At 66.2% G+C, this 18,237-nt stretch carries 19 protein-coding genes; 2 read left to right on the top strand and 17 right to left on the bottom strand.

All coding sequences use genetic code 11. The features are described from left to right. Positions 1–10: 10 nt before the first annotated feature. The 9 genes from RQP53_RS09225 to RQP53_RS09265 all read right to left on the bottom strand — a co-directional run bounded on the left by RQP53_RS09225 (position 11) and on the right by RQP53_RS09265 (position 10,214). Positions 11–2,446, bottom strand: coding sequence for a putative bifunctional diguanylate cyclase/phosphodiesterase (locus tag RQP53_RS09225; RefSeq protein WP_315650005.1), 2,436 nt, complete (start codon positions 2,444–2,446; stop codon positions 11–13). Next, the gene (locus RQP53_RS09230; protein WP_315650007.1) at positions 2,433–3,035 is read right to left on the bottom strand and encodes a methylamine utilization protein; all 603 of its coding nucleotides are present in this window, start codon (positions 3,033–3,035) and stop codon (positions 2,433–2,435) included. Before RQP53_RS09230 ends, RQP53_RS09225 begins: the two co-directional genes overlap by 14 nt. A gap of 81 nt (positions 3,036–3,116) precedes the next feature. Continuing rightward, complete coding sequence (holA, locus tag RQP53_RS09235; protein WP_315650009.1) at positions 3,117–4,205, bottom strand: DNA polymerase III subunit delta; 1,089 nt, start codon at positions 4,203–4,205, stop codon at positions 3,117–3,119. Between the two features lie 172 nt (positions 4,206–4,377). Next, positions 4,378–4,884 carry an LPS-assembly lipoprotein LptE gene (locus RQP53_RS09240; protein ID WP_315650011.1) on the bottom strand — a complete coding sequence of 169 codons (507 nt, stop codon included), beginning with the start codon at positions 4,882–4,884 and terminating at the stop codon, positions 4,378–4,380. Positions 4,885–4,886: 2 nt separating this feature from the next. Continuing rightward, positions 4,887–7,613, bottom strand: coding sequence for a leucine--tRNA ligase (gene leuS / locus RQP53_RS09245; RefSeq protein WP_315650012.1), 2,727 nt, complete (start codon positions 7,611–7,613; stop codon positions 4,887–4,889). A 104-nt stretch (positions 7,614–7,717) separates the two neighbouring features. Next, complete coding sequence (locus RQP53_RS09250) at positions 7,718–8,140, bottom strand: ExbD/TolR family protein (RefSeq protein WP_315650013.1); 423 nt, start codon at positions 8,138–8,140, stop codon at positions 7,718–7,720. Beyond that, positions 8,137–8,793 carry a MotA/TolQ/ExbB proton channel family protein gene (locus tag RQP53_RS09255; RefSeq protein WP_315650014.1) on the bottom strand — a complete coding sequence of 219 codons (657 nt, stop codon included), beginning with the start codon at positions 8,791–8,793 and terminating at the stop codon, positions 8,137–8,139. The genes RQP53_RS09250 and RQP53_RS09255 overlap by 4 nt, the downstream gene beginning before the upstream one ends. Positions 8,794–8,805: 12 nt before the next feature. Beyond that, entirely contained in the window at positions 8,806–9,615 is an 810-nt protein-coding gene (gene dapB, locus RQP53_RS09260; RefSeq protein WP_315650015.1) for a 4-hydroxy-tetrahydrodipicolinate reductase, read from the bottom strand. Next, complete coding sequence (locus RQP53_RS09265; RefSeq protein ID WP_315650017.1) at positions 9,612–10,214, bottom strand: outer membrane protein assembly factor BamE; 603 nt, start codon at positions 10,212–10,214, stop codon at positions 9,612–9,614. Before RQP53_RS09265 ends, dapB begins: the two co-directional genes overlap by 4 nt. A gap of 95 nt (positions 10,215–10,309) precedes the next feature. On the opposite strand from RQP53_RS09265, the gene fur reads away from it, so the two are divergent. Then, positions 10,310–10,741, top strand: coding sequence for a ferric iron uptake transcriptional regulator (fur, locus tag RQP53_RS09270; protein WP_315650019.1), 432 nt, complete (start codon positions 10,310–10,312; stop codon positions 10,739–10,741). A gap of 33 nt (positions 10,742–10,774) precedes the next feature. Here fur and hprK read toward each other — a convergent pair whose 3' ends face one another. The 3 genes from hprK to hpf form a co-directional block, all read right to left on the bottom strand. Next, complete coding sequence (gene hprK / locus RQP53_RS09275; RefSeq protein WP_315650020.1) at positions 10,775–11,737, bottom strand: HPr(Ser) kinase/phosphatase; 963 nt, start codon at positions 11,735–11,737, stop codon at positions 10,775–10,777. A 16-nt stretch (positions 11,738–11,753) separates the two neighbouring features. Then, positions 11,754–12,224, bottom strand: a complete 471-nt coding sequence (locus tag RQP53_RS09280) for a PTS sugar transporter subunit IIA (RefSeq protein WP_315650349.1) — start codon at positions 12,222–12,224, stop codon at positions 11,754–11,756. Positions 12,225–12,483: 259 nt separating this feature from the next. Next, complete coding sequence (gene hpf / locus RQP53_RS09285; protein ID WP_315650021.1) at positions 12,484–12,825, bottom strand: ribosome hibernation-promoting factor, HPF/YfiA family; 342 nt, start codon at positions 12,823–12,825, stop codon at positions 12,484–12,486. Positions 12,826–13,376: 551 nt separating this feature from the next. On the opposite strand from hpf, the gene corA reads away from it, so the two are divergent. Further along, complete coding sequence (corA, locus tag RQP53_RS09290; protein ID WP_315650022.1) at positions 13,377–14,351, top strand: magnesium/cobalt transporter CorA; 975 nt, start codon at positions 13,377–13,379, stop codon at positions 14,349–14,351. Positions 14,352–14,612: 261 nt separating this feature from the next. Here corA and RQP53_RS09295 read toward each other — a convergent pair whose 3' ends face one another. The 5 genes from RQP53_RS09295 to RQP53_RS09315 are packed head-to-tail and all read right to left on the bottom strand — an operon-like array spanning position 14,613 to position 18,231. Next, positions 14,613–15,062, bottom strand: a complete 450-nt coding sequence (locus tag RQP53_RS09295) for a nuclear transport factor 2 family protein (RefSeq protein ID WP_315650024.1) — start codon at positions 15,060–15,062, stop codon at positions 14,613–14,615. Next, positions 15,059–15,844 carry an SDR family NAD(P)-dependent oxidoreductase gene (locus RQP53_RS09300; RefSeq protein ID WP_315650026.1) on the bottom strand — a complete coding sequence of 262 codons (786 nt, stop codon included), beginning with the start codon at positions 15,842–15,844 and terminating at the stop codon, positions 15,059–15,061. The genes RQP53_RS09295 and RQP53_RS09300 overlap by 4 nt, the downstream gene beginning before the upstream one ends. After that, entirely contained in the window at positions 15,841–16,398 is a 558-nt protein-coding gene (locus tag RQP53_RS09305; protein WP_315650028.1) for a DUF3833 domain-containing protein, read from the bottom strand. The genes RQP53_RS09300 and RQP53_RS09305 overlap by 4 nt, the downstream gene beginning before the upstream one ends. Beyond that, complete coding sequence (locus RQP53_RS09310) at positions 16,395–17,693, bottom strand: MFS transporter (protein WP_315650029.1); 1,299 nt, start codon at positions 17,691–17,693, stop codon at positions 16,395–16,397. Before RQP53_RS09310 ends, RQP53_RS09305 begins: the two co-directional genes overlap by 4 nt. After that, complete coding sequence (locus tag RQP53_RS09315) at positions 17,680–18,231, bottom strand: chalcone isomerase family protein (RefSeq protein ID WP_315650030.1); 552 nt, start codon at positions 18,229–18,231, stop codon at positions 17,680–17,682. The genes RQP53_RS09310 and RQP53_RS09315 overlap by 14 nt, the downstream gene beginning before the upstream one ends. Positions 18,232–18,237 lie beyond the last annotated feature (6 nt).

Below are 18,237 nucleotides of genomic sequence, written 5' to 3' on the forward strand. Positions count from 1 at the left end.
CCGGCTGCGCTCAACCGAGCCCGGCCATCACCGTGTCCGGCGACTCGTCGCCCAGCTCGGGTGGGCGCCAGTTGGCCAGCCATTGCATGAACTGCGCCTCGGGCATGGGCTTGGCGATGTAATAGCCCTGCCCCTCGTCGCAGCCCAGCGCGGCCAGCAGCTTCCAGGTCTTTGCCGTTTCCAAGCCCTCGGCCACGACCGAGAGGCCGAGGTTGTGCGCCAGCTCAATGGTTGAACGGACGATCTTGGCATCGTCCAGATCGCTCTCCATCGCCATCACAAAGCTCTTGTCTATCTTCAGCTCGTCGACCGGCAGGCGCTTCAGATAGGCCAGCGAGGAATAGCCGGTGCCGAAGTCGTCGATCGACAACTTGAAGCCCATCGCGTTGAGATGCTCCAGCGTCATCAGCGCGCGCTGCGGGTCGTCCATGATGGCGCTCTCGGTGATCTCCAGGCACAGCGCCTGTGGCGGCGCCGCGCGCGCCTTGAGGATGGCACCTATCTTCAGCGGCAGGTCCTGGTCGAGCAGATCGCGGGTCGACAGATTGACGCTGATGCGCAAGGCCTGACCCCGTGCCTGCGCACGTTCCCAGGCGTCGGCCGAGGCTTCCAGCACCCAGGCGGTCAGGCTGCGGATGAAGCCGGTCTGCTCGGCAAAAGGAATGAACTGCATCGGCGGCACCAGGCCGCGCTGCGGATGTTCCCAGCGCACCAGGGCCTCGGCGCTGATCACCGCGCCATTGCGCAGATCGACCTTGGGCTGCAGGAACAGGCGCAGCTCGCCGTTCTCGACCGCGCGGCGCAACTCACCCAGCAGCGACAGCGATTCCTGGCTGCCGGCGTCGAAACTGGGTGTGTAAACCTGGCTGCCGGCCTGCGAGCGTTTGGCCGCATACATGGCCAGCTCGGCACGGCTCAAGAGCACGCTGACCTCGCGGCCATGGCGTGGGTACAGCGCGATGCCGATGCCGGCGCTGAGGTCGACGGTCTGCTCCTCGATCTGCAGCGGATGCTCGAAATTGCGGTGGATGCGCAGAGCAGCGTCCAGTGCCTGTTCCTCGCCAGCACCATCGAGCAACAGCACGAATTCGTCGCCGCCCAGCCGGGCGAGGAAGTGGCGGTCGGCGCGCAGCAGGGTCTGCAGCCGCTCGGCCACGCCGCACAGCAGCTGGTCGCCGAAGCGATGGCCGAGCACATCATTGACATGCTTGAAGCGGTCCAGATCCAACATCAGCACCGCGCAGGGCGAGTCATCGTGCTGGATGCGGTTGAGCAGGAACTGGCTGAATTGCTCGCGGTTGGGCAGGTCGGTCAGTTGATCCCAGAAGGCCAGCCGGTGCACCTGTTCCTCGCGTTTGCGAATGCCCTGGCGCATGCCTTCGAAGGCCTGGGCCAGATCGCCGATCTCATCGGTCGAGGTGCGCTGCACGGGGGTGTCGTAGTCACCGGCACCGAGACGTTCGGCCGATTCGGCCAGCGCCTTGACCGGGCCGCTGATGCGCCGGGCCATCAGCACGCTGCCCAAGGCAAAGACCAGCACGCCCAGCAGTGTCAGTGCCAGCAGGATCAGCTGCAGCTGCCGGTAGGGGGCCACGGCTTCGTCAAAGCTGCGCAGCAGCAGCACGCCGAGCTGCTGCTGGCCATCGTCCAGCAGCTTCAGGTAGATGCCGCGCAGGTGTTCGGCGCCCAGCTTCAGCGGGAACTGACCGGGCTCAGGCTGCGGTGGCAGCTGGGCGCTCAGCGCGGCGCTGTCGATGTCGTCCAGCACCGAACCGAGGGCGCGCCAGCGCTGGCCCGGTGCATGCAGGAGCAGCAGGCCTTGCAGCCGCGATTGCTGTTGCAACTCCTGCAGCTGGGCCTGGTCAAGCTGAAAGGCCATCAAGACCCAGCCGCCCAGGCCGGCAGCGCGCACCGGCACGGTGACCAGCTGATAGGCCTTGCCGCCGACCACGGCCAGGCTGGCCGCGGTACTGTCGGCGCTCTTGGCACGCTGGGCTTCAATCAGTCGCGGCAGCAGGGCGATAAAGGCCGGTGCCTGATCGCTGGTGGCCGTCACCAGTTTCAGTTCGGGATCGGCATAGGCCACCAGGCTGGCCTGCACGCGCTCGCCGTGGCTGCTCAGCGCGTCTTTCAGCGTGTCGCGCAACTCCTGGCTGTTCAGGCCTTCTTCCAGCACCTGGCGGAAGCCGTGGTCGGCCTCCAGCAGCTTGGCTTCGCTCTGGTGCTGCTGCAGATCGGTGCTGAGCACGCGTCGGAACACCCGCTCGCCGGTGGCCAGCTCCTGACTGATCGAGGCGTCGGCATTGCGGGCGATGGTGTTGGAGATCAGCGCAAAGCTGGCCAGCTGCACGACCAGCAGCAGCGCCAGGAACAGCGCCACGATGCGGCCCTCGAGCCGGCGCAGGTTCAGGAATCCGGGCAGCCGCATCGCTTCAGTCGCCGACATTCAGGCTGACGCTGCTCTGGCCGCTGCTGCTGCCAACGCTGAGCGCCTGGCTTTGCAGCTGGGGCAGGGCGAGCCGCGGGTGCCAGATCTTCAGCTGGTGCTCGCCGGCGGGCAGCTCCAGCTGCAACTGGCCCTGGGCATCGGTCTTGCCGAACAGTGGCGTGTCAACGACGACGATGTGGGCGCTCATCTTGTCGTGAATATTGCAGCCCAGGGTGGCGACGCCGGCTTTTTCGAACACCACCGGCTCGGCCGGCGTGCCGGCGTAGAGCTTCAGGTCAAACTTCTTGGCGGCAGAGAAGGAGTAGACGTGGTGGCGCACCGTGTCGAAGTTAGGAAAGCTGACCGGTGTGCCGGTCTGCACGACCAGCACATAGGGCTGGAACTGGCGATCACGCTGCGCCATCTGGGCGCTGGCCGTGGCCGGCGCCTTGCTGGGCTGGCCCTTGAGCTCGACGGCGACGACCGCATCGGCCAGCGCCTGCCCGTGGCTGCCCCGCACCTGCACCAGCCAGGGCACGGCCAGGGCCGGCAGCGGCAGCAGGCCAAGCACGGTGAGCAGCAGGCGCGAAGCACAAGCGTTCAGCATCGAAGTCCTCCCAGGGCCATCGCTGCCCTGAACCATAGCGCGTTTTCAGCTGGCCGGCACGCCGGCCAAGGACGAAACGGCTCAGGACTTCAGAACCAGGGCGGCGCTGTTGCCGCGGGCTCGCGGCTCGCCTTGCGTGGCCTCAACCAGCATCAATGCGAGGCGGCGCAGGGCACCCCAGGGTTCCAGCGGCCAGGCCGGGTGACGCAGGCCTTTGACAATGCCGTCGCAGACCTGGGCCGCTTCGACCAAGCTGAGCAGATTGTGGCTGTGCAGACCCGGGGCAATGCGCTCGAAAAGCCGCTCCTTCGGCCCCCAGACCCGCGCTTCGCGCAGCGCCATGGGCAGTGGCTTGCCGGCGTCCAGCGCATCGCGCACCTTCTTCAGCGCCCGGATGTCCTCGGCCAGCGTCCAGTGCACCAGCACAGCGGCCTCGCCCTCGGCCTCCAGGCCGTCGAGCATGCGCAAGAGCCGGCCAACCTGGCCGGACAGCACCGCTTCGCTGAGCTTGAAGACATCAAAGCGGGCCACATCCATCACCGCCGCCTCGATCTGCTCGAAACTCAGCAGCCCGGGTGGGTGCAGCAGCGCCAGCTTTTGCAGTTCCTGGTGCGCGGCCAATAGATTGCCTTCGACCCGGTCGGCAAAAAAGCCCAGGCTGCGCTGGCCTTCTTCGCCGTCGGCGACGCGCTGGCCCTGGGCGGCCAGGCGTTGTGCGATCCACTGTGGCAGCGCGCGGCGTTCGATCGGGTCGACCCGCACGGTGACGCCGGCGCCGTCCAGCGCCAGGAACCAGGCGCTGCTCGTCTGTGTTTTGTCCAGCCGCGGCAGCACCAGCAGCGTCAGCACCTCATCGGACAGCGTCTCGCAATAGCGCTGCAAGGCCTCGGAACCGTCCTTGCCGGGCTTGCCGGAGGGAATGCGGATCTCGATCAGCTGGCGCTCGGCAAACAGGCTCATCGCCTGCGAGGCGCCCTGCACGCCGGCCCAATCGAAATGGGCCCCGGCCACGGTGAAGACCTTGCGTTCGCCATAGCCCTGGGCCCGGGCGGCCACACGAATCGCATCGGCCGCCTCCTGCGCCAGCAGCGGCTCATCGCCATAGACGGTGTAGACCGGCTTCAGGCCCTTGGCCAGATGCGCGGCCAATGCGTCGGGACGCAGCTGCATTCAGTTCTCCGGTGCCTGTACGCAGGCATGGTGGCTCAACAGCGTGGCGGGCCGAGCGCAGGGCCGCTCCCAAGCCGGCCCGCGGTTGGCGATGCTTGGCCGGTCATGCCGGCAAGCAGCGCCGTCCCCACGGGGGACCGGCCAAGCCAGGGCTTGGACGAGGGGCCGCATATCAGTTTTTCAGGCGCACGGCGGCCAGGCGGCGCATCACCTGGGCAGCGGCGTCGTACTGCATGGCGCGGAACAGCTGCAGCTCTTCCTGCTCCTTGGCCAGGGCCTGGCCTTCGGCGTAGTTCATATCGCGCGTCATCAGCAGCTCGGTGCGCGGCAGCAGGATTTCGCCGGCCGGCGTGCGCACCAGATAGTCCAGCTCCAGGCGCAGCTGCCATTCGCGCACCTGCCCGGCAATGCCAGGAACGACCTGGGTTTTCCTTTGCGTGTCGCGGCGCGCTTCCAGCACCACATCGGCCCGGTTCGGGTCATCCAGCAATTGCACCGTGCTGCGCTCGATCTGGCGGCGCAACTCCAAGGTCAGTGGGCTGGCGGGCTGGAAGCCCTGCAAGGCCAGCGTCTTGAACTGCAGCTCGGGCTCGCGGCGCAGCTCGAAGCCGCAGCCGGCCAGCAGCAGCGCGGCGCTGCTGGCAAGGCCCAAGGCCTGGCGACGTGAGAGCTGGGTCATGCTCAGACGACCAGATTGACCAGCCGGCCCGGCACGATGATGACCTTCTTCGGCGCCTTGCCTTCGCTGAACTTGGCGAAGTCCTCGCTGGCCAGGGCAACGGCCTCGATGGCGGCCTTGTCGGCGGCCGCCGGCACCTTGATGGCGCCACGCAGCTTGCCGTTGACCTGCAGCATCAGCTCGATCTCTTCCTGCACCAGCGCGGCCTCGTCGACCGTCGGCCAGGGCGCATCGAGCAGATCGCCCAGCTCGTCGGCAAAGCCGAGGTCTTGCCAGAGTTGGTGAGCGATATGCGGGCAGGCCGGGTAGAGCACGCGCAGCAGGATTGAAAAGCCCTCACGAGCAAATGCTGACACTTGCAATTGCTCGTCGTCACTATCGCCACGCTGCCATAGCTCGCTCTGTCGGCTGATCAGGTTGAGCATCTTCATGCAGCCGCTGATCACCGTGTTGAAGCTCAGCCGACTGTAGTCCTGGTCGACCTGTCGAAGAATGAGGTGGAAATTGCGACGATATTCCTTCACACGCTTGAAAGTAACGCACCCAAGTACGCCAGATAGCTGCCCAGGATCCTTAAAGTACTTGTTAGTGTTGGCGTTGAATTGCGCGGAATCCCAAAGCCGAACCAGGAAGCGGTGCGCACCCTCGACGCCGGCGTCGTTCCACTCCAGCGTCTGCTCGGGCGGGCTGGCGAACATCACGAACAGCCGGGCGGTGTCGGCGCCGTACTGGTTGATCAGTTCCTGCGGGTCAACGCCGTTGTTCTTGGACTTCGACATCGTCGTCATCTCGTACTCGAGCGCCGAGCCGTCGGCCTTCAGCGTGCCGCCGATGACCTGACCATGCTCGTTGGTCTGCACATGGACCTCGTGCTCCCAGAAGTAGTTCTTGCCGGCATCGGCCGGCTTCTGGAAGAAGGCGCCCTTGAGCACCATGCCCTGGGTCAGCAGCTTGGTGAAGGGCTCGTCGATCTTCACGAGGCCGAGGTCGCGCATCACCTTGGTCCAGAAGCGCGCGTACAACAGGTGCAGGATGGCATGCTCGATGCCGCCGATGTACTGGTCCATCGCGGCGCCCTGGCGCATCCAGTAGGCGGTGCCGTCGCCGACCATGGCCTGCTCGTTCTTGGCATCGCAATAGCGCATGAAGTACCAGGACGAATCGACGAAGGTGTCCATGGTGTCGGTCTCGCGGCGGGCCGGCTTGCCGCACTTCGGGCAGCCCACGTTGAGGAAATCGGCACGCTTGTTCAGCGGATTGCCGCTGCCGTCCGGAATGCAGTCCTCGGGCAGGCGCACCGGCAGGTCCTTCTCGGGCACGGGCACCGGGCCACACCCGGGGGCGTCAGACCCCGGTCCATTGCCGTCGCAATGAATGATCGGGATCGGCGTGCCCCAGTAGCGCTGGCGGCTGATGCCCCAGTCGCGCAGGCGCCAGGTGGTCTTCTTCTCGCCCAGGCCCTTGGCGCCGACCAGCGCAGCGACCTTGTCGACGGCGGCCTTGTAGCCGAGGCCATCGAGTTCGCCGGAGCTGATGCAGACGCCTTTTTGCTTGTCGCCATACCACTCGGCCCAGCCGGTCAGGCTGAACTGTTCGCCTTCAACGGCCACGACCTGCTTGATTGCAATGCCGTACTTCTGGGCAAAGGCGAAGTCGCGTTCGTCGTGGGCCGGCACGCCCATCACGGCACCGTCGCCATAGCTCATCAGCACATAGTTGCCGACCCAGACCTCGACCTGCGCGCCGGTCAGCGGATGGGTGACGAAGAGGCCGGTGGCCAGGCCCTTCTTCTCCTGCGTGGCCAGCTCGGCTTCGGTCGTGCCACCGCGCTTGCATTCCTCGATGAAGGCGGCCAGCTCGGGCGACGAGGCCGCCGCATGCGTGGCCAGCGGGTGCTCGGGGGCCACCGCGCAGAAGGTGACACCCATGATGGTGTCGGCGCGGGTGGTGAAGACGTAGAGGCGGCCGTCCTGGATCAGCGCGCCGTCGGCGCCGCGGATCTCGTGCGGGAACGCAAAGCGCAGGCCTTCGCTCTTGCCGATCCAGTTCTCCTGCATCAGGCGCACGCGCTCGGGCCAGCCCGACAAATACTGCGGGCTGCTCGGATCGGCCACGGCCGCCAGCAGCTCCTCGGCGTACTTGGTGATGTTCAGGTAGTAGCCAGGAATCTCGCGCTTTTCGACCAGCGCGCCGGAGCGCCAGCCGCGGCCGTCGATCACCTGCTCATTGGCCAGCACGGTCTGGTCGACCGGGTCCCAGTTGACGACCTGGGTGCGGCGCTCGGCGATACCGGCCTCCAGCATCTTCAGGAACAGCCACTGGTTCCACTTGTAGTACTCGGGGCTGCAGGTGGCGATTTCGCGCGACCAGTCGATCGCCAGGCCCATGGCCTGCATCTGGCCCTTCATGTAGGCGATGTTGTCGTAGGTCCATTTGGCCGGCGGCAGCTTGCCCTTCATCGCCGCGTTCTCGGCCGGCAGGCCGAAGGCGTCCCAACCCATGGGCATCAGGACGTTGTAGCCCTTCATGCGCAGCTGACGCGTGAGCATGTCGTTGATCGTGTAATTGCGCACATGGCCCATGTGCAGCTTGCCGCTGGGGTAGGGCAGCATGGAGCAGGCGTAGAACTTGGGCTTGTTCTCGTCCTCTAGCACGCGGTAGGCGTCGCGTTCGTTCCAGTACTGCCGCGCGGCGGCTTCGATCTCGTTGGGGGCGTACTTGTCGTTCATGCGGCAAATTGTAGTGGTCGCTGTCGGGGCGACCGTTCTTGGCGGGGCAGGGCAGTTGCCGGGGGGGCGCGAAGTGCTGAGGCATTCAGGCGCCCGAGCGCGCTTCAGGGCTTGGCGGCAGGCTCGGCGACAAAGGCGATACGGTTCATCCCAGCCGCCTGAACCCAGCCGATCAGCTCGGCGACCTGGCCATAGGGCACGCCCTTGTCGGCGCGCAGCTGCACCTCGGTGTCAGGTCTTGCCTGGCCTTGCTGCTGCAGGCGCTGCTGGAACTGGGCGGCGGGCAGCTTGTCGTCGCCGATGAAGAGCTCGCCGGCGGCGTTGATGGCCACCGCCAGGCTTTGCGGCGCGTCAGAGGGCGTGGCGGCGCCGCTTTGCGGCAGGTCCAGGCGCAGCGAGGAGGTCATCAGCGGGGCGCTGATCATGAAGATCACCAGCAGCACCAGCATGACGTCGATCAGCGGCGTCATATTGATCTCGCCCATCGGCTTGCCGCTGTCGCGACGCTCCAGGCCGCCGAAGCTCATGGTGTGGGCGGCGCGGTCTTGAACAGCTCGCGCAGATCGTGGGCAAAGCCTTCGAGCTCGGCCTCGCAGTTGGCGACGCGCTTGCCGAAGATGTTATAGGCCAGCACGGCGGGAATGGCGACGGCGAGGCCGGCGGCGGTCATGATCAGCGCCTCGCCGACTGGGCCCGAGACCTTGTCGATGGTGATGGTGCCGGCGGCAGAAATGCTCAAGAGCGCGTGGTAGATGCCCCAGACGGTACCGAACAGGCCGACGAAGGGGGCCGTCGAGCCAATCGTGGCCAGCAGCACCTGGCCGAATTGCAGCTGGGCCAGCACGCCGTGCAAGGCGTCGCGCAGGCGGCGGGTCAGCTGGGATTCGCGGGCCGCGGCGGCCTCCAGCGTCTGTGCGCGGGCCTCGGCGCTGGCGGCTTGCAGCAGCGGCTGCAGCAAGTCCTCACGGTCCAGGGCCTGCAGGGCGCTACGGCCGGCCGCAATGTTTTCCGCGGCCCAGAAGGCCGGGATGGCGCGGGCGATGTCCTGGCTGGCGCGGCGCAGGCCCCAGCTCTTCCAGAGGATCAGCACCCAGGCGCTGACCGACATGGTGAGCAGCAGCAGGGCGACCGTGCGGCCCACCGTGTCAGCCGTCAACCAGTATTCGGCAAAGCCGCCCATGCTGCTGCCGCCTCAGCTCAGGCCGAGCACGTCGTCCATGCCGTAGAGGCCGGCGCCGTGCTGCACCAGGAAGCGGGCGGCACGCAGGCTGCCCTGGGCGTAGGTGACGCGGCTGGACGATTTGTGGCTGATCTCGATGCGCTCGCCAGTGCCGGCGAATAGCACCGTGTGGTCGCCGATGATGTCGCCGCCGCGCACGGTGGCAAAGCCAATCGTCGACGGGTCGCGTGCACCGGTGACGCCTTCACGGCCGTAGACCGCACATTGCTTCAAGTCGCGGCCCAGTGCCGCGGCCACCACCTCGCCCATCTTCAGTGCCGTGCCGCTGGGGGCATCGACCTTGTGGCGGTGGTGGGCCTCGACGATCTCGATGTCGTAGCCCTCGTTGAGCGCACGGGCCGCCATATCAAGCAGCTTCATCACGACATTGACGCCGACGCTCATATTCGGCGCCATCATGATGCCCAGATGCTTGGCGTGCTCGGCGATCTCGGCCTTTTGGGCGTCGTCAAAGCCGGTCGTGCCAATGACGACGGCCACACCCAGTTCGCGGCAGGCAGCCAGATGGGCCAACGTGCCCTCGGGGCGGGTGAAGTCGATCAGCACCTGCGCGTTCTTCAGGCCTTCGCGCAAGTCGGCGGTGATCAGGGCGCCGGAGGTCTTGCCCAGAAAGGCCGCCGCGTCGTGACCGAGGGCCGGGCTGTCGGGACGCGCCAGCGCACCGACCAGCTCGCAATCTGGCGCGTTGACGATGGCCTCGACCAGCATGCGGCCCATGCGGCCGGACGCGCCGGCCACCGCGATACGAATCGCTGCGCTCATGTGTTCGATTCCAGCGGTGGGTAGCCACGCACCGGGCCGACCGGCTCAGCCACGGCGGCCTCAGGCTTGGCCGGCGGCGGCAGCGCCTTGCGCTCGGCCTCGCTCAATTCCAGCTTGGGCGCATCGCCCTTCGGTTTGAAGGTGTTGATGCCGGCAATGAATTCCTTCTCCGAGGGCAGATCGGCCGGTGTTTCCAGCGACTTCAGCTGATCGCCATCAAACCAGGCAATCACCTGGCGGCGCTGCGGCTCGGCGCCCTGGCGGCGGATGGTGAAGACATAGTCCCAACGCTCGGCGTGGAAGACATCGGTCAGCATCGGCGAGCCGAGCAGGTCGCGCACCTGGTTGCGATGCATGCCGGGCTTGATGCGTGCGACCAGCTCGGTCGTCAGCACATTGCCCTGCACGACTTCGACGCGGTAGGGGCGCACCAGGCCCAGCACCTTGTCGCCGGCCACCGTGGGCAGCGAGCCGAGGCTGGGCATCTGCGAGCAGCCACCAAGCAGGGCGCTGAGTGTGGTGAGGGCGGTCAGGCCGACCGATGCCAAGCGGGTGCGGCGCGCGGGGGCGGCGCTTGCGGTACGGGAGATCAGTCGCATGTCTTTTGGGGGCTTGGCGGAATGGGCGGTCAAGCTGGCTATGATGGGCCCATTCTAGCGGCAGGCCTGTGCCTGCCCGCCTTGCCCCAAGCGCCATGAATCGCACAGAAGAGATCAAGAACAGCGGCCTGAAGGCGACGCTGCCGCGCATCAAGATTCTGGAGTTGTTCCAGAACACCAGCCAGCGCCACATGACGGCCGAGGACGTCTACAAGGCTTTGCTGGTCGAGCAAGCCGATATTGGCCTGGCTACCGTTTACCGCGTGCTGACCCAGTTTGAGCAGGCCGGATTGCTGTCGCGCAATCATTTTGAGACCGGCAAGGCGGTGTTCGAGCTGAACCAGGGCCATCACCACGACCATCTGGTTTGCATGACCTGCGGTCGTGTTGAAGAATTCTTCGACCCGCAGATTGAGGATCGCCAGCACACGATAGCGCGCGAGCGCGGCTTCGAGTTGCAGGAGCATTCGCTGGCGCTGTACGCCAACTGCATCAAGAAGGATTGCCCGAATCGCAACGCCGGATGAGCGGCGGCATCAGAGGAGGCCGTTTGAGCGGGCTCAGTTTTCCTCGCTGAGGCCTTTTTCGATGGCGCGCTGGTGGCGCTCGACGAACTCGCGGTAGGTGTCGATGCCGCGCAGCTGCAGGATGGTGTTGCGCACCGCCGCCTCAACCAGCACCGCCAGGTTGCGGCCGGCGTCGACGGCGATCACGACCTTGCGCACCGGCATGCCCAGCACATCCTCGTACAGCGGCTCATAGGGCAGGCGCTCGAAATCGCGCTCCATCGTCTCCTTGCGGACCAGATGGACGATCAGCTTCAGCCGCATCTTGCGGCGTACCGCCGTTTCGCCAAAAATGGCCTTGATGTCGAGCAGGCCGATGCCGCGCACTTCCAGCAGGTTCAAGAGCAGCTCGGGGCAGCGGCCCTCGATGGCGGTCTGCGCGATGCGGAAGAAATCAACCGCATCGTCGGCCACCAGGCCATGGCCGCGCGAGATCAGCTCCAGCCCAAGCTCGCTCTTGCCGAGGCCCGACTCGCCGGTCAGCAGCACGCCCAGGCCGAGGATGTCCATGAAGACGCCGTGCCGGGTGCTGCGATTGGCGCAGATCTGCGCCAGGTAGGAGCGCACCACGTCGATCACATGGCCGGCCGATTCGGAGGTCACGAACAGCGGGATCTCGGCGCGGTCGCACATCGCCACCAGGCGATCGGGTGGCGGCTGGTCGTCGGCAACGATGATCACCGGCGGCTCCAGCGTGACGATGCGCGAGATGCGTCGGTCCAGCACATCGCCGGAGGCCTGGCTCAGGTAGGCGACCTCACGGCGGCCGACCAGCTGCACGCGGTAGGGATGGATGTAGTTCAGGTAGCCGACCAGGTCGGCGGCCGATTGCGCGTCGCGCACGGCGGTGTCGTCGAAGCGGCGTTCCGGGTGGGCGTGGCCGGCGATCCACTCCCAGCGCAGGGTCTCACGGTGTTCTTCGAACAGGCGGTCAGCGCTGATGGAGGTGGGCTTCATCCGTGGGTTGCTGCGCTCAGGCGACCGACTTCAGCGGTTCCCAATCCGCAATCAGGCGGTGCAGGACGCTGGCTTCGGCCTCGCTCTTGAGCCGTTCGCGCAGTTCGCGATCCGACAGCATTTCAGCGATTTCCGACAGGATTTCCAGATGCCTCTGGGTGGCCGCTTCGGGCACCAGCAGAAAGATCAGCAGGCTGACCGGTTCGTCGTCAGGCGCATCAAAGCCGATCGCCTGCTGCACGCGCAGCACCGCCGCCAGCGGATTCTTCAAGCCCTTGATGCGGCCATGCGGGATCGCTACGCCATGACCCAGCCCGGTCGAGCCCAGCCGCTCACGGGCGAACAGGTTGTCGGTGACCAGGGCGCGGGAGATCGCGTGATTGTTTTCAAACAGCAGGCCAGCCTGTTCGAAAACACGCTTCTTGCTGGTGGCGTCCACGTTCACCAGCACATTGCTGGCGGGCAGGATGGCGGCTAGACGGTTCATCGGTGTCGCAGCGCCGATTACGGCTTGAATGGGTAAGCCCAAGCCTTGGGCGGAACGCTTTTCGGGATTCAGGACGCAGATTATAGGAAGCCTGATGCCCGCTGGGGCAGCCCCCGAAGTCCGGGAGTGAGGTATTGCCGGCAAATTCAGCAGCGCGGCAACAAGAACTGTGCGCATGGCGGATGCGGCAACAACGGCGCGGCCAGGCAACAAAAAGGCGACCGCTCGGGTCGCCCTTGGATGCGCGTTTCGCGCTGCTTCAGTTGGCCGACACGTCCAGCCGCTTGGCGGAGGCGTGGTGGTGATCTTGCACCTTGTCCTTGTGACGGCAGACCTGGCGGTCCAGCTTGTCCATCAGCTGATCAATCGCGGCGTAGAGATCCTCGTGAGATTGTTCGACAAAGATATCGCGTCCCTTGACGTGGACGGTGACTTCAGCCCGTTGTCTGCGTTCCTTTTCCTTTTGCTTTTCCACCGTGAGCAGGAAGTTGATGTCAACAACCTGGTCAAAGTGTCGGGTCACCCGGTCCAGCTTGGTGAGCACGTACTCGCGCAAGGCTGGGGTCACTTCAAGATGGTGGCCGCTGATAGTCAGGTTCATAAAGCCTCCTTTCACAAGGGCTTGGTCGCAAAGACGGGAAAGCGGTTCAGAAGAGAGAGTGGGGGCGGGGGGAGGGGAATCAAGTAGCGGGTGCTGTGAGGCTTGTGCTGTTCAAGTGCTGAGGACGAATCCAGTGTGCTCCTGAAGATTCTTTGTGACAAGCGTTTTAAACCGAGGTTTGGGGTCATATCGACCCGTTGTTTTGTCAGGGCTCAAAGCCGTGATGGAATGCGCAATGCAGTCGGGCCGCGAGGTTTCCGAATGACGGTGGCGAGCCGATAGCTTGCCTTGATGCCGCCGGGTCGGCGGTGTGATAATCGCGGCCTGCCCATCCCCGGAGACCTTCTTGGACAGCGATCACCCTCGGTGACCGTCCACTCCCGCTGCCGGCGTTGGCGTGCGCTTGAAACAGCGACGCGACGCCCGTCCGGAGTGAGACGGGTTCCCCCATTTCCAAACCCTCATCCGGACGAGTGCAAGCTGCTGGCTTGCGATTCCGTCCTTTAGCCCCCGACGCGCAGAACCTGCCGTCGCAAGAGCTGGAGAAGCGCATGCTCAATGTGTTCACGCTGGACAATGGCCGTCTGAAGGGCGGGCTGTTCCAGGAAGAAATCGAATCCGCCGCTGACCTCGCGCTGGCCCAGCCGATCTGGGTCGATCTGGAGAATCCCAGCCAGGAAGAGAAGGGCTGGATACGCGAGCGCTTTGGCCTGGTCATTCCGGAAGACATCGTCGACGAGGACCTGGAAGAGTCGGCCCGTTTCTACGAGGAAGACAACGGCGAGCTGCACATCCGCTCCGACTTCCTGATCGAAGACAACGAGTCGGCCCGCAATGTGCGCGTGGCCTTCATCCTCTACAACAACGTGCTGTTCTCGGTGCACAACGAGGACCTGCCGGTGTTCCGCCTGCTGCGCCTGCGCGCGCGGCGCATTCCGGCGCTGATCGAAGACGCCAAGGACGTGCTGCTCAAGCTCTACGACGCCGACGCCGAGTACTCGGCCGACGTGCTGGAGGGCATCTACGACAACCTGGAGAAGGTCAGCGAGCGGGTGCTGAAGAAGGACGTCAACGATACCGAGGCCGGTGAGGTGCTGGCGGCGATTGCGCGCGAGGAAGACTTGAACGGGCGCATCCGTCGTAACGTGATGGATACGCGTCGCGCGGTCAGCTTCATGATGCGCAGCCGCATGCTCAATGCCGAGCAGTTCGAGGAGTCGCGCCAGATCCTGCGCGATATCGATTCGCTGGATTCGCACACCGCCTTTCTGTTCGACAAGATCAACTTCCTGATGGATGCCACGGTCGGCTTCATCAACATCAACCAGAACAAGATCATCAAGATCTTCTCGGTGGCCAGCGTGGCCCTGCTGCCGCCGACGCTGATCGCTTCGATCTACGGCATGAACTTCAAACACATGCCCGAGCTGGAGGCCGAATGGGGCTACCCCTTCGCCATCGTGCTGATGATTGCCTCGGTGGCCGCGCCCTTCATCTACTTCAGGCGCAAGGGCTGGTTGAGGTAGACGAGGGCTGGCCCACCCCCTACTCGCTGCGCGAGCCCCCTCAAGGGGGCGAGGGTGGCTGACCGGCAGAGCCGGATCAGCACCCTCCGCTGGATGGGCGGCGGCGCTGCGCGCGCCTTGTGGGTGGGGCACACTCGGCGGGATGGTGTAGCGCCGAGTTTGCGCTTGAGGAAGCGCTCTCGGCGCCAAGCTGACCGGCGGAGCCGGATCAGCACCCTCCGCTGGGAGCGGCGGCGCTGCGCGCGCCTTGTGGGTGGGGCGCTAGCGGTGCGCTGTCGTAGCGCTGAGCTTGCGCTTGATGAAGCGCAGCACGGCGCCCAGTACGGGCAGCTTTTCGTAGAGTTCCTCGGCGGCGTCCCAGTAGTCGCGGTGGTAGCAGCAGCGGCCATCGAGGGCGAAGCGCAGATGGCTGCTGCCGTGAATGTGGCGCGGCTGAGCCTGGCCCTTCATGCGGAAGTGGAAATCCCAGATCAGCAGCGCCTGTTCGCCTTCGCTGAACGCGGCGCTGACGACGAAGCGTGGTGCGTCTAGCGTTTCGAACATGTGCGCGAAGATGGCCTGCATCGCGGCCAGGCTGTGAACTTCGTTGAAGGGATCGCGGAAATACACGGCTTCGCTGTAGCACTCGCCCAGCCGCGCCACATCGCCGGGCTGCAGGTTTTCGAACAGCTGGATCAGCCGGCCAAGCCGTGAATCTTGGGTGGTAGTCATGCGCCGGTGATGCGTCGGACGACGCGGAAATAGAGGCCGTAGGGCAAGTGTCGCAGCAGCTTCAGCCAGGCGGTGAAACGCTTGGGGAAATGGATCTCGAAGTCGCCTCTGGCCCAGCCCGCAAGCATCGCAGCGGCGGCCTGCTCGGGGCTGATCAGGGCGGGCATGTGGAAGTCGTTCTGCGCTGTCAGTGGCGTGGCCACAAAGCCGGGTTGAACGACTGAAACGCCCAGCCCCAGCGCCGCCAGATCGAGGTAGAGCACCTCGGCCAGATGGGTCAGGGCCGCCTTGCTCGGGCCGTAGGCCAGTGACCGCGGCAGGCCGCGAAAGCCGGCCACGCTGGCCACCAGGCTCAGGTGGCCGCCGCGGCCCTGCTGGGCTTGCAGGCGCAGCTGCGGCAGCAGGCTGTCCAGCAGGCGCAGCGCGCCAACATGGTTCAGCTCCAGATGGCGCAGCGATTCATCGAGCGAGAACTGCTCGGCCTGCATGGGCTGGTAGTGGCCAACGCAGTACAGGCAGAAGTCGATGCCGCCATGGCTGCGCACAATCTGGCGCTGCGCCTCGGCGATGGCGGCCGTGGAGGCGATGTCCAGTGGCAGCGCCGTCGCACCGGGATGTTCGCGAACGAAGTCCTTCAGCCGCTCGGCCCGCCGCGCCGAGACGATCACCCGTGCGCCGCGCTGATGCAGCGCGTTGGCGACGGCCGCACCGATGCCGGTGGACGCGCCAATCAGCCAGGCGGTCTTGCCCTGCCAGTCGCGCAAGCGGGGGTTCAGGCTCATGGCAGCTTCTCGAAGGACAGCGTCACATCGCCCAGATGGACGCCGAACTTGCTCATCCTGGCGCGGTTGAGCATCACGCGCTCGTCGATCAGCCACATCCAGTCCTCGAAGTCGACTTGGTAGACCGCGCCATCGACCGGCAGGTTCAGCGTGTAGCGCCAACGCAGCGCATTGCCGGCGGCCTCGCCGCTGGCCTCGCCGACCACATCATCGGCACGGCCGCGCCAGCGTCCCTGGCCCAGATCGCTCAAATGCCAGACGCGGCGTTGCCGGCTGCCGTCGCTGTAGACAAAGTCCTCTTCCAGCACGCCCTCGCTGCCCTGCCAGTGGCCCAGCAGTTGCACGACAAAGCGCTTCTTCACCTGGCCGCCACGGTCGGTGAAGACGCCGTGGGCGATCAGCTTGCCGTTGAAATACTGGCGCAGGTCCAGATGCGGCTGCTCGGCGGCGTAGTCGCGCGGCTCGGGGCTGCTGGCACAGCTGCTCAGCAGCGCGGCCAGGGCGACAAACGCCAGCAGAACGGCGCGGCGCAACACAGAAGGCAGGGTGTTCATCGAGGCGGCTCACTTCCAGATCGGTCCAAGGCGGGGCGAATCAACAGCAGGTACAGCAGGCCGGCGGCGGCCAGCTTGAGCAGGCAGGGCAGCACGCAATAGGCCCAGGCCAAGGCGCTCTGGCTGTCCGCATCGGCCTGCCCCGGGCGGTAGCCCAGGCTCTGCAGCAGCGGCAGCGCCAGACCGGCGGCCAGCGCCAGATTCAGCTTGCTGGCGAAGTTCCACCAGCCGAAGAAACGCCCTTCGGCGGCACCTTGCAAGTCGGCGGCCTGCAGCAGCCGGGCGAGCAGGGCCGGCGCGATGCAGAGATCGGCGCCCAGCGCCAGGCCGCTGGCCAGGCAGACCAGCACAAAGCCGGTTTGCGCGCCGGCCGGCAGGCTGGCGGCCCAGATGAAGCTGAGTGCCGCGGCCAGCATGCCCAGGCCCCAGCTGCGCTCCGGGCCGAGTCGGCGTGTGGTGCGTAACCAGAGGGGTAGCGAAGCGGCAGCGGCCAGGAAGTAGCAGGCCAGGTAGAGACCCTCGGCAGCCGGCGTTTGCAGCCGGTCGCGAACGAAGAACAGCAGCAGCGTCGCCGGTATGGCCGCGGCAATGCCGTTGAGCAGAAACACCGCCAGCAGCGACTTGAAGCCCGGGGTGCGCCAGGGCAGCCAGGCGTCTATTGGCTCTCCTGTCGCAGTGCCACATGGCGAAGCGCAACGAGCCAGGCCCAGCAGGCCCAGGGCCAGCGCCAGGCTGAGCACGGCGGCTGAGCCGCCAAAGCCCAGCCAACCGGGCAGCAGGCTGGCGCACAGCACACCGGCGAGTGCCAGCCCTTCGCGCCAGGCGCTCAACCGGGCTTGCGGGCCTACGCCGCCGCCCAGTCGGGCCGCCCAGGCCTGGTGGCAGACGCTCAGCAGACTGAAGCTCAGATAGCAAAACAGCAGGCCCACGGCGCACCACAGCAGCAGGAGGCCCTCGCTGGCGGCGGGCGGATGGAACAGCGCCCAGAAGGCGGCGGCCAGCGTGATCGCCGCGGCGCCGAGGCGCAGGAACAGGGCCGGTGCAGGCAGGGCGAGCCAGCGATCGCACAGCCCGCCCAGCCAGGGGTCGATCAGCGCATCACCCAAGCGGGCCAGCAGCAGCAAGACGCCGATCTGGTTCAAGGAAAGCCGGTCGGCATAGAAGGCGGGCAGCTGCACATACAGGGGCAGCGCCACGAAGGCCAGGGCAAAGCCGAGCAGGCCATAGGGCAGCCCCTGCTGCTGTGCGGCCGCAGGCATGGACAAAGGCGCAGCCGTCGCCTTACCGCCGGTCACGGCCGGGCTCCAGCAGGGCCTGGCGCAGCGCCGGTTCCGAGGTCTGCGGTGCCAGCCAGATGCCGAAGAACAGGCGCGAAAACTCCGCATCGGCGATGCGACGGCGCTCACGCCCATTGGCATAGAAGCGCGTGCCCTGTCCCGGCTCGTGACAGCCCGTCAGCCGATCGCCCGCTTGCACATCGGGAAAGCTGGCCTGCATTTCGGCCAGCCAGCTCTGCTGCTGCGCCGGTGGCAGAGGGGCCTGGCGCTGCATTTCGCTCAGCGAGCGGCGGGCGATCTGCAGGCCCTCGAAGCTGCGCAGGTACTGCAGCTCCAGCGCCAGTGCTTGCTGCGGCCAGCTGTCGGCACGTACGGGGCCGGCCGGCGTCCACAGGCGGATGTCGTACAGGCTCAAACCCAGGAAACGCATGCGCGCCTCGCCCTGCAGCTGATAGCCCTCCAGCTCTGGCGGCGTCGGGCGCGCTTGCGCCCAGGCGGCCACCGGGGCGCCCAGCAGCGCGCTGGCACACAGCAGATGGCGGCGGCGCCTATCCATTCAAGC

It is taken from the genome of Roseateles aquae (genome assembly GCF_032337115.1).
In the GTDB taxonomy this organism is placed as follows: Bacteria; Pseudomonadota; Gammaproteobacteria; order Burkholderiales; family Burkholderiaceae_C; genus Roseateles_C; species Roseateles_C aquae.

Bases quoted from the DNA above. Each gene is read 5' to 3' on its own strand.
- RQP53_RS09250 (WP_315650013.1), bottom strand. From the start codon at position 8,140: ATGAGCTTCGGCGGCCTGGAGCGTCGCGACAGCGGCAAGCCGATGGGC.
- RQP53_RS09265 (WP_315650017.1), bottom strand. From the start codon at position 10,214: ATGCGACTGATCTCCCGTACCGCAAGCGCCGCCCCCGCGCGCCGCACC.
- RQP53_RS09295 (WP_315650024.1), bottom strand. From the start codon at position 15,062: ATGACTACCACCCAAGATTCACGGCTTGGCCGGCTGATCCAGCTGTTC.
- dapB (WP_315650015.1), bottom strand. From the start codon at position 9,615: ATGAGCGCAGCGATTCGTATCGCGGTGGCCGGCGCGTCCGGCCGCATG.
- hpf (WP_315650021.1), bottom strand. From the start codon at position 12,825: ATGAACCTGACTATCAGCGGCCACCATCTTGAAGTGACCCCAGCCTTG.
- RQP53_RS09255 (WP_315650014.1), bottom strand. From the start codon at position 8,793: ATGGGCGGCTTTGCCGAATACTGGTTGACGGCTGACACGGTGGGCCGC.
- corA (WP_315650022.1), top strand. From the start codon at position 13,377: ATGCTCAATGTGTTCACGCTGGACAATGGCCGTCTGAAGGGCGGGCTG.
- RQP53_RS09315 (WP_315650030.1), bottom strand. From the start codon at position 18,231: ATGGATAGGCGCCGCCGCCATCTGCTGTGTGCCAGCGCGCTGCTGGGC.
- RQP53_RS09280 (WP_315650349.1), bottom strand. From the start codon at position 12,224: ATGAACCGTCTAGCCGCCATCCTGCCCGCCAGCAATGTGCTGGTGAAC.
- leuS (WP_315650012.1), bottom strand. From the start codon at position 7,613: ATGAACGACAAGTACGCCCCCAACGAGATCGAAGCCGCCGCGCGGCAG.
- RQP53_RS09305 (WP_315650028.1), bottom strand. From the start codon at position 16,398: ATGAACACCCTGCCTTCTGTGTTGCGCCGCGCCGTTCTGCTGGCGTTT.
- RQP53_RS09240 (WP_315650011.1), bottom strand. From the start codon at position 4,884: ATGACCCAGCTCTCACGTCGCCAGGCCTTGGGCCTTGCCAGCAGCGCC.
- hprK (WP_315650020.1), bottom strand. From the start codon at position 11,737: ATGAAGCCCACCTCCATCAGCGCTGACCGCCTGTTCGAAGAACACCGT.
- RQP53_RS09300 (WP_315650026.1), bottom strand. From the start codon at position 15,844: ATGAGCCTGAACCCCCGCTTGCGCGACTGGCAGGGCAAGACCGCCTGG.
- fur (WP_315650019.1), top strand. From the start codon at position 10,310: ATGAATCGCACAGAAGAGATCAAGAACAGCGGCCTGAAGGCGACGCTG.
- RQP53_RS09225 (WP_315650005.1), bottom strand. From the start codon at position 2,446: ATGTCGGCGACTGAAGCGATGCGGCTGCCCGGATTCCTGAACCTGCGC.
- holA (WP_315650009.1), bottom strand. From the start codon at position 4,205: ATGCAGCTGCGTCCCGACGCATTGGCCGCGCATCTGGCCAAGGGCCTG.
- RQP53_RS09230 (WP_315650007.1), bottom strand. From the start codon at position 3,035: ATGCTGAACGCTTGTGCTTCGCGCCTGCTGCTCACCGTGCTTGGCCTG.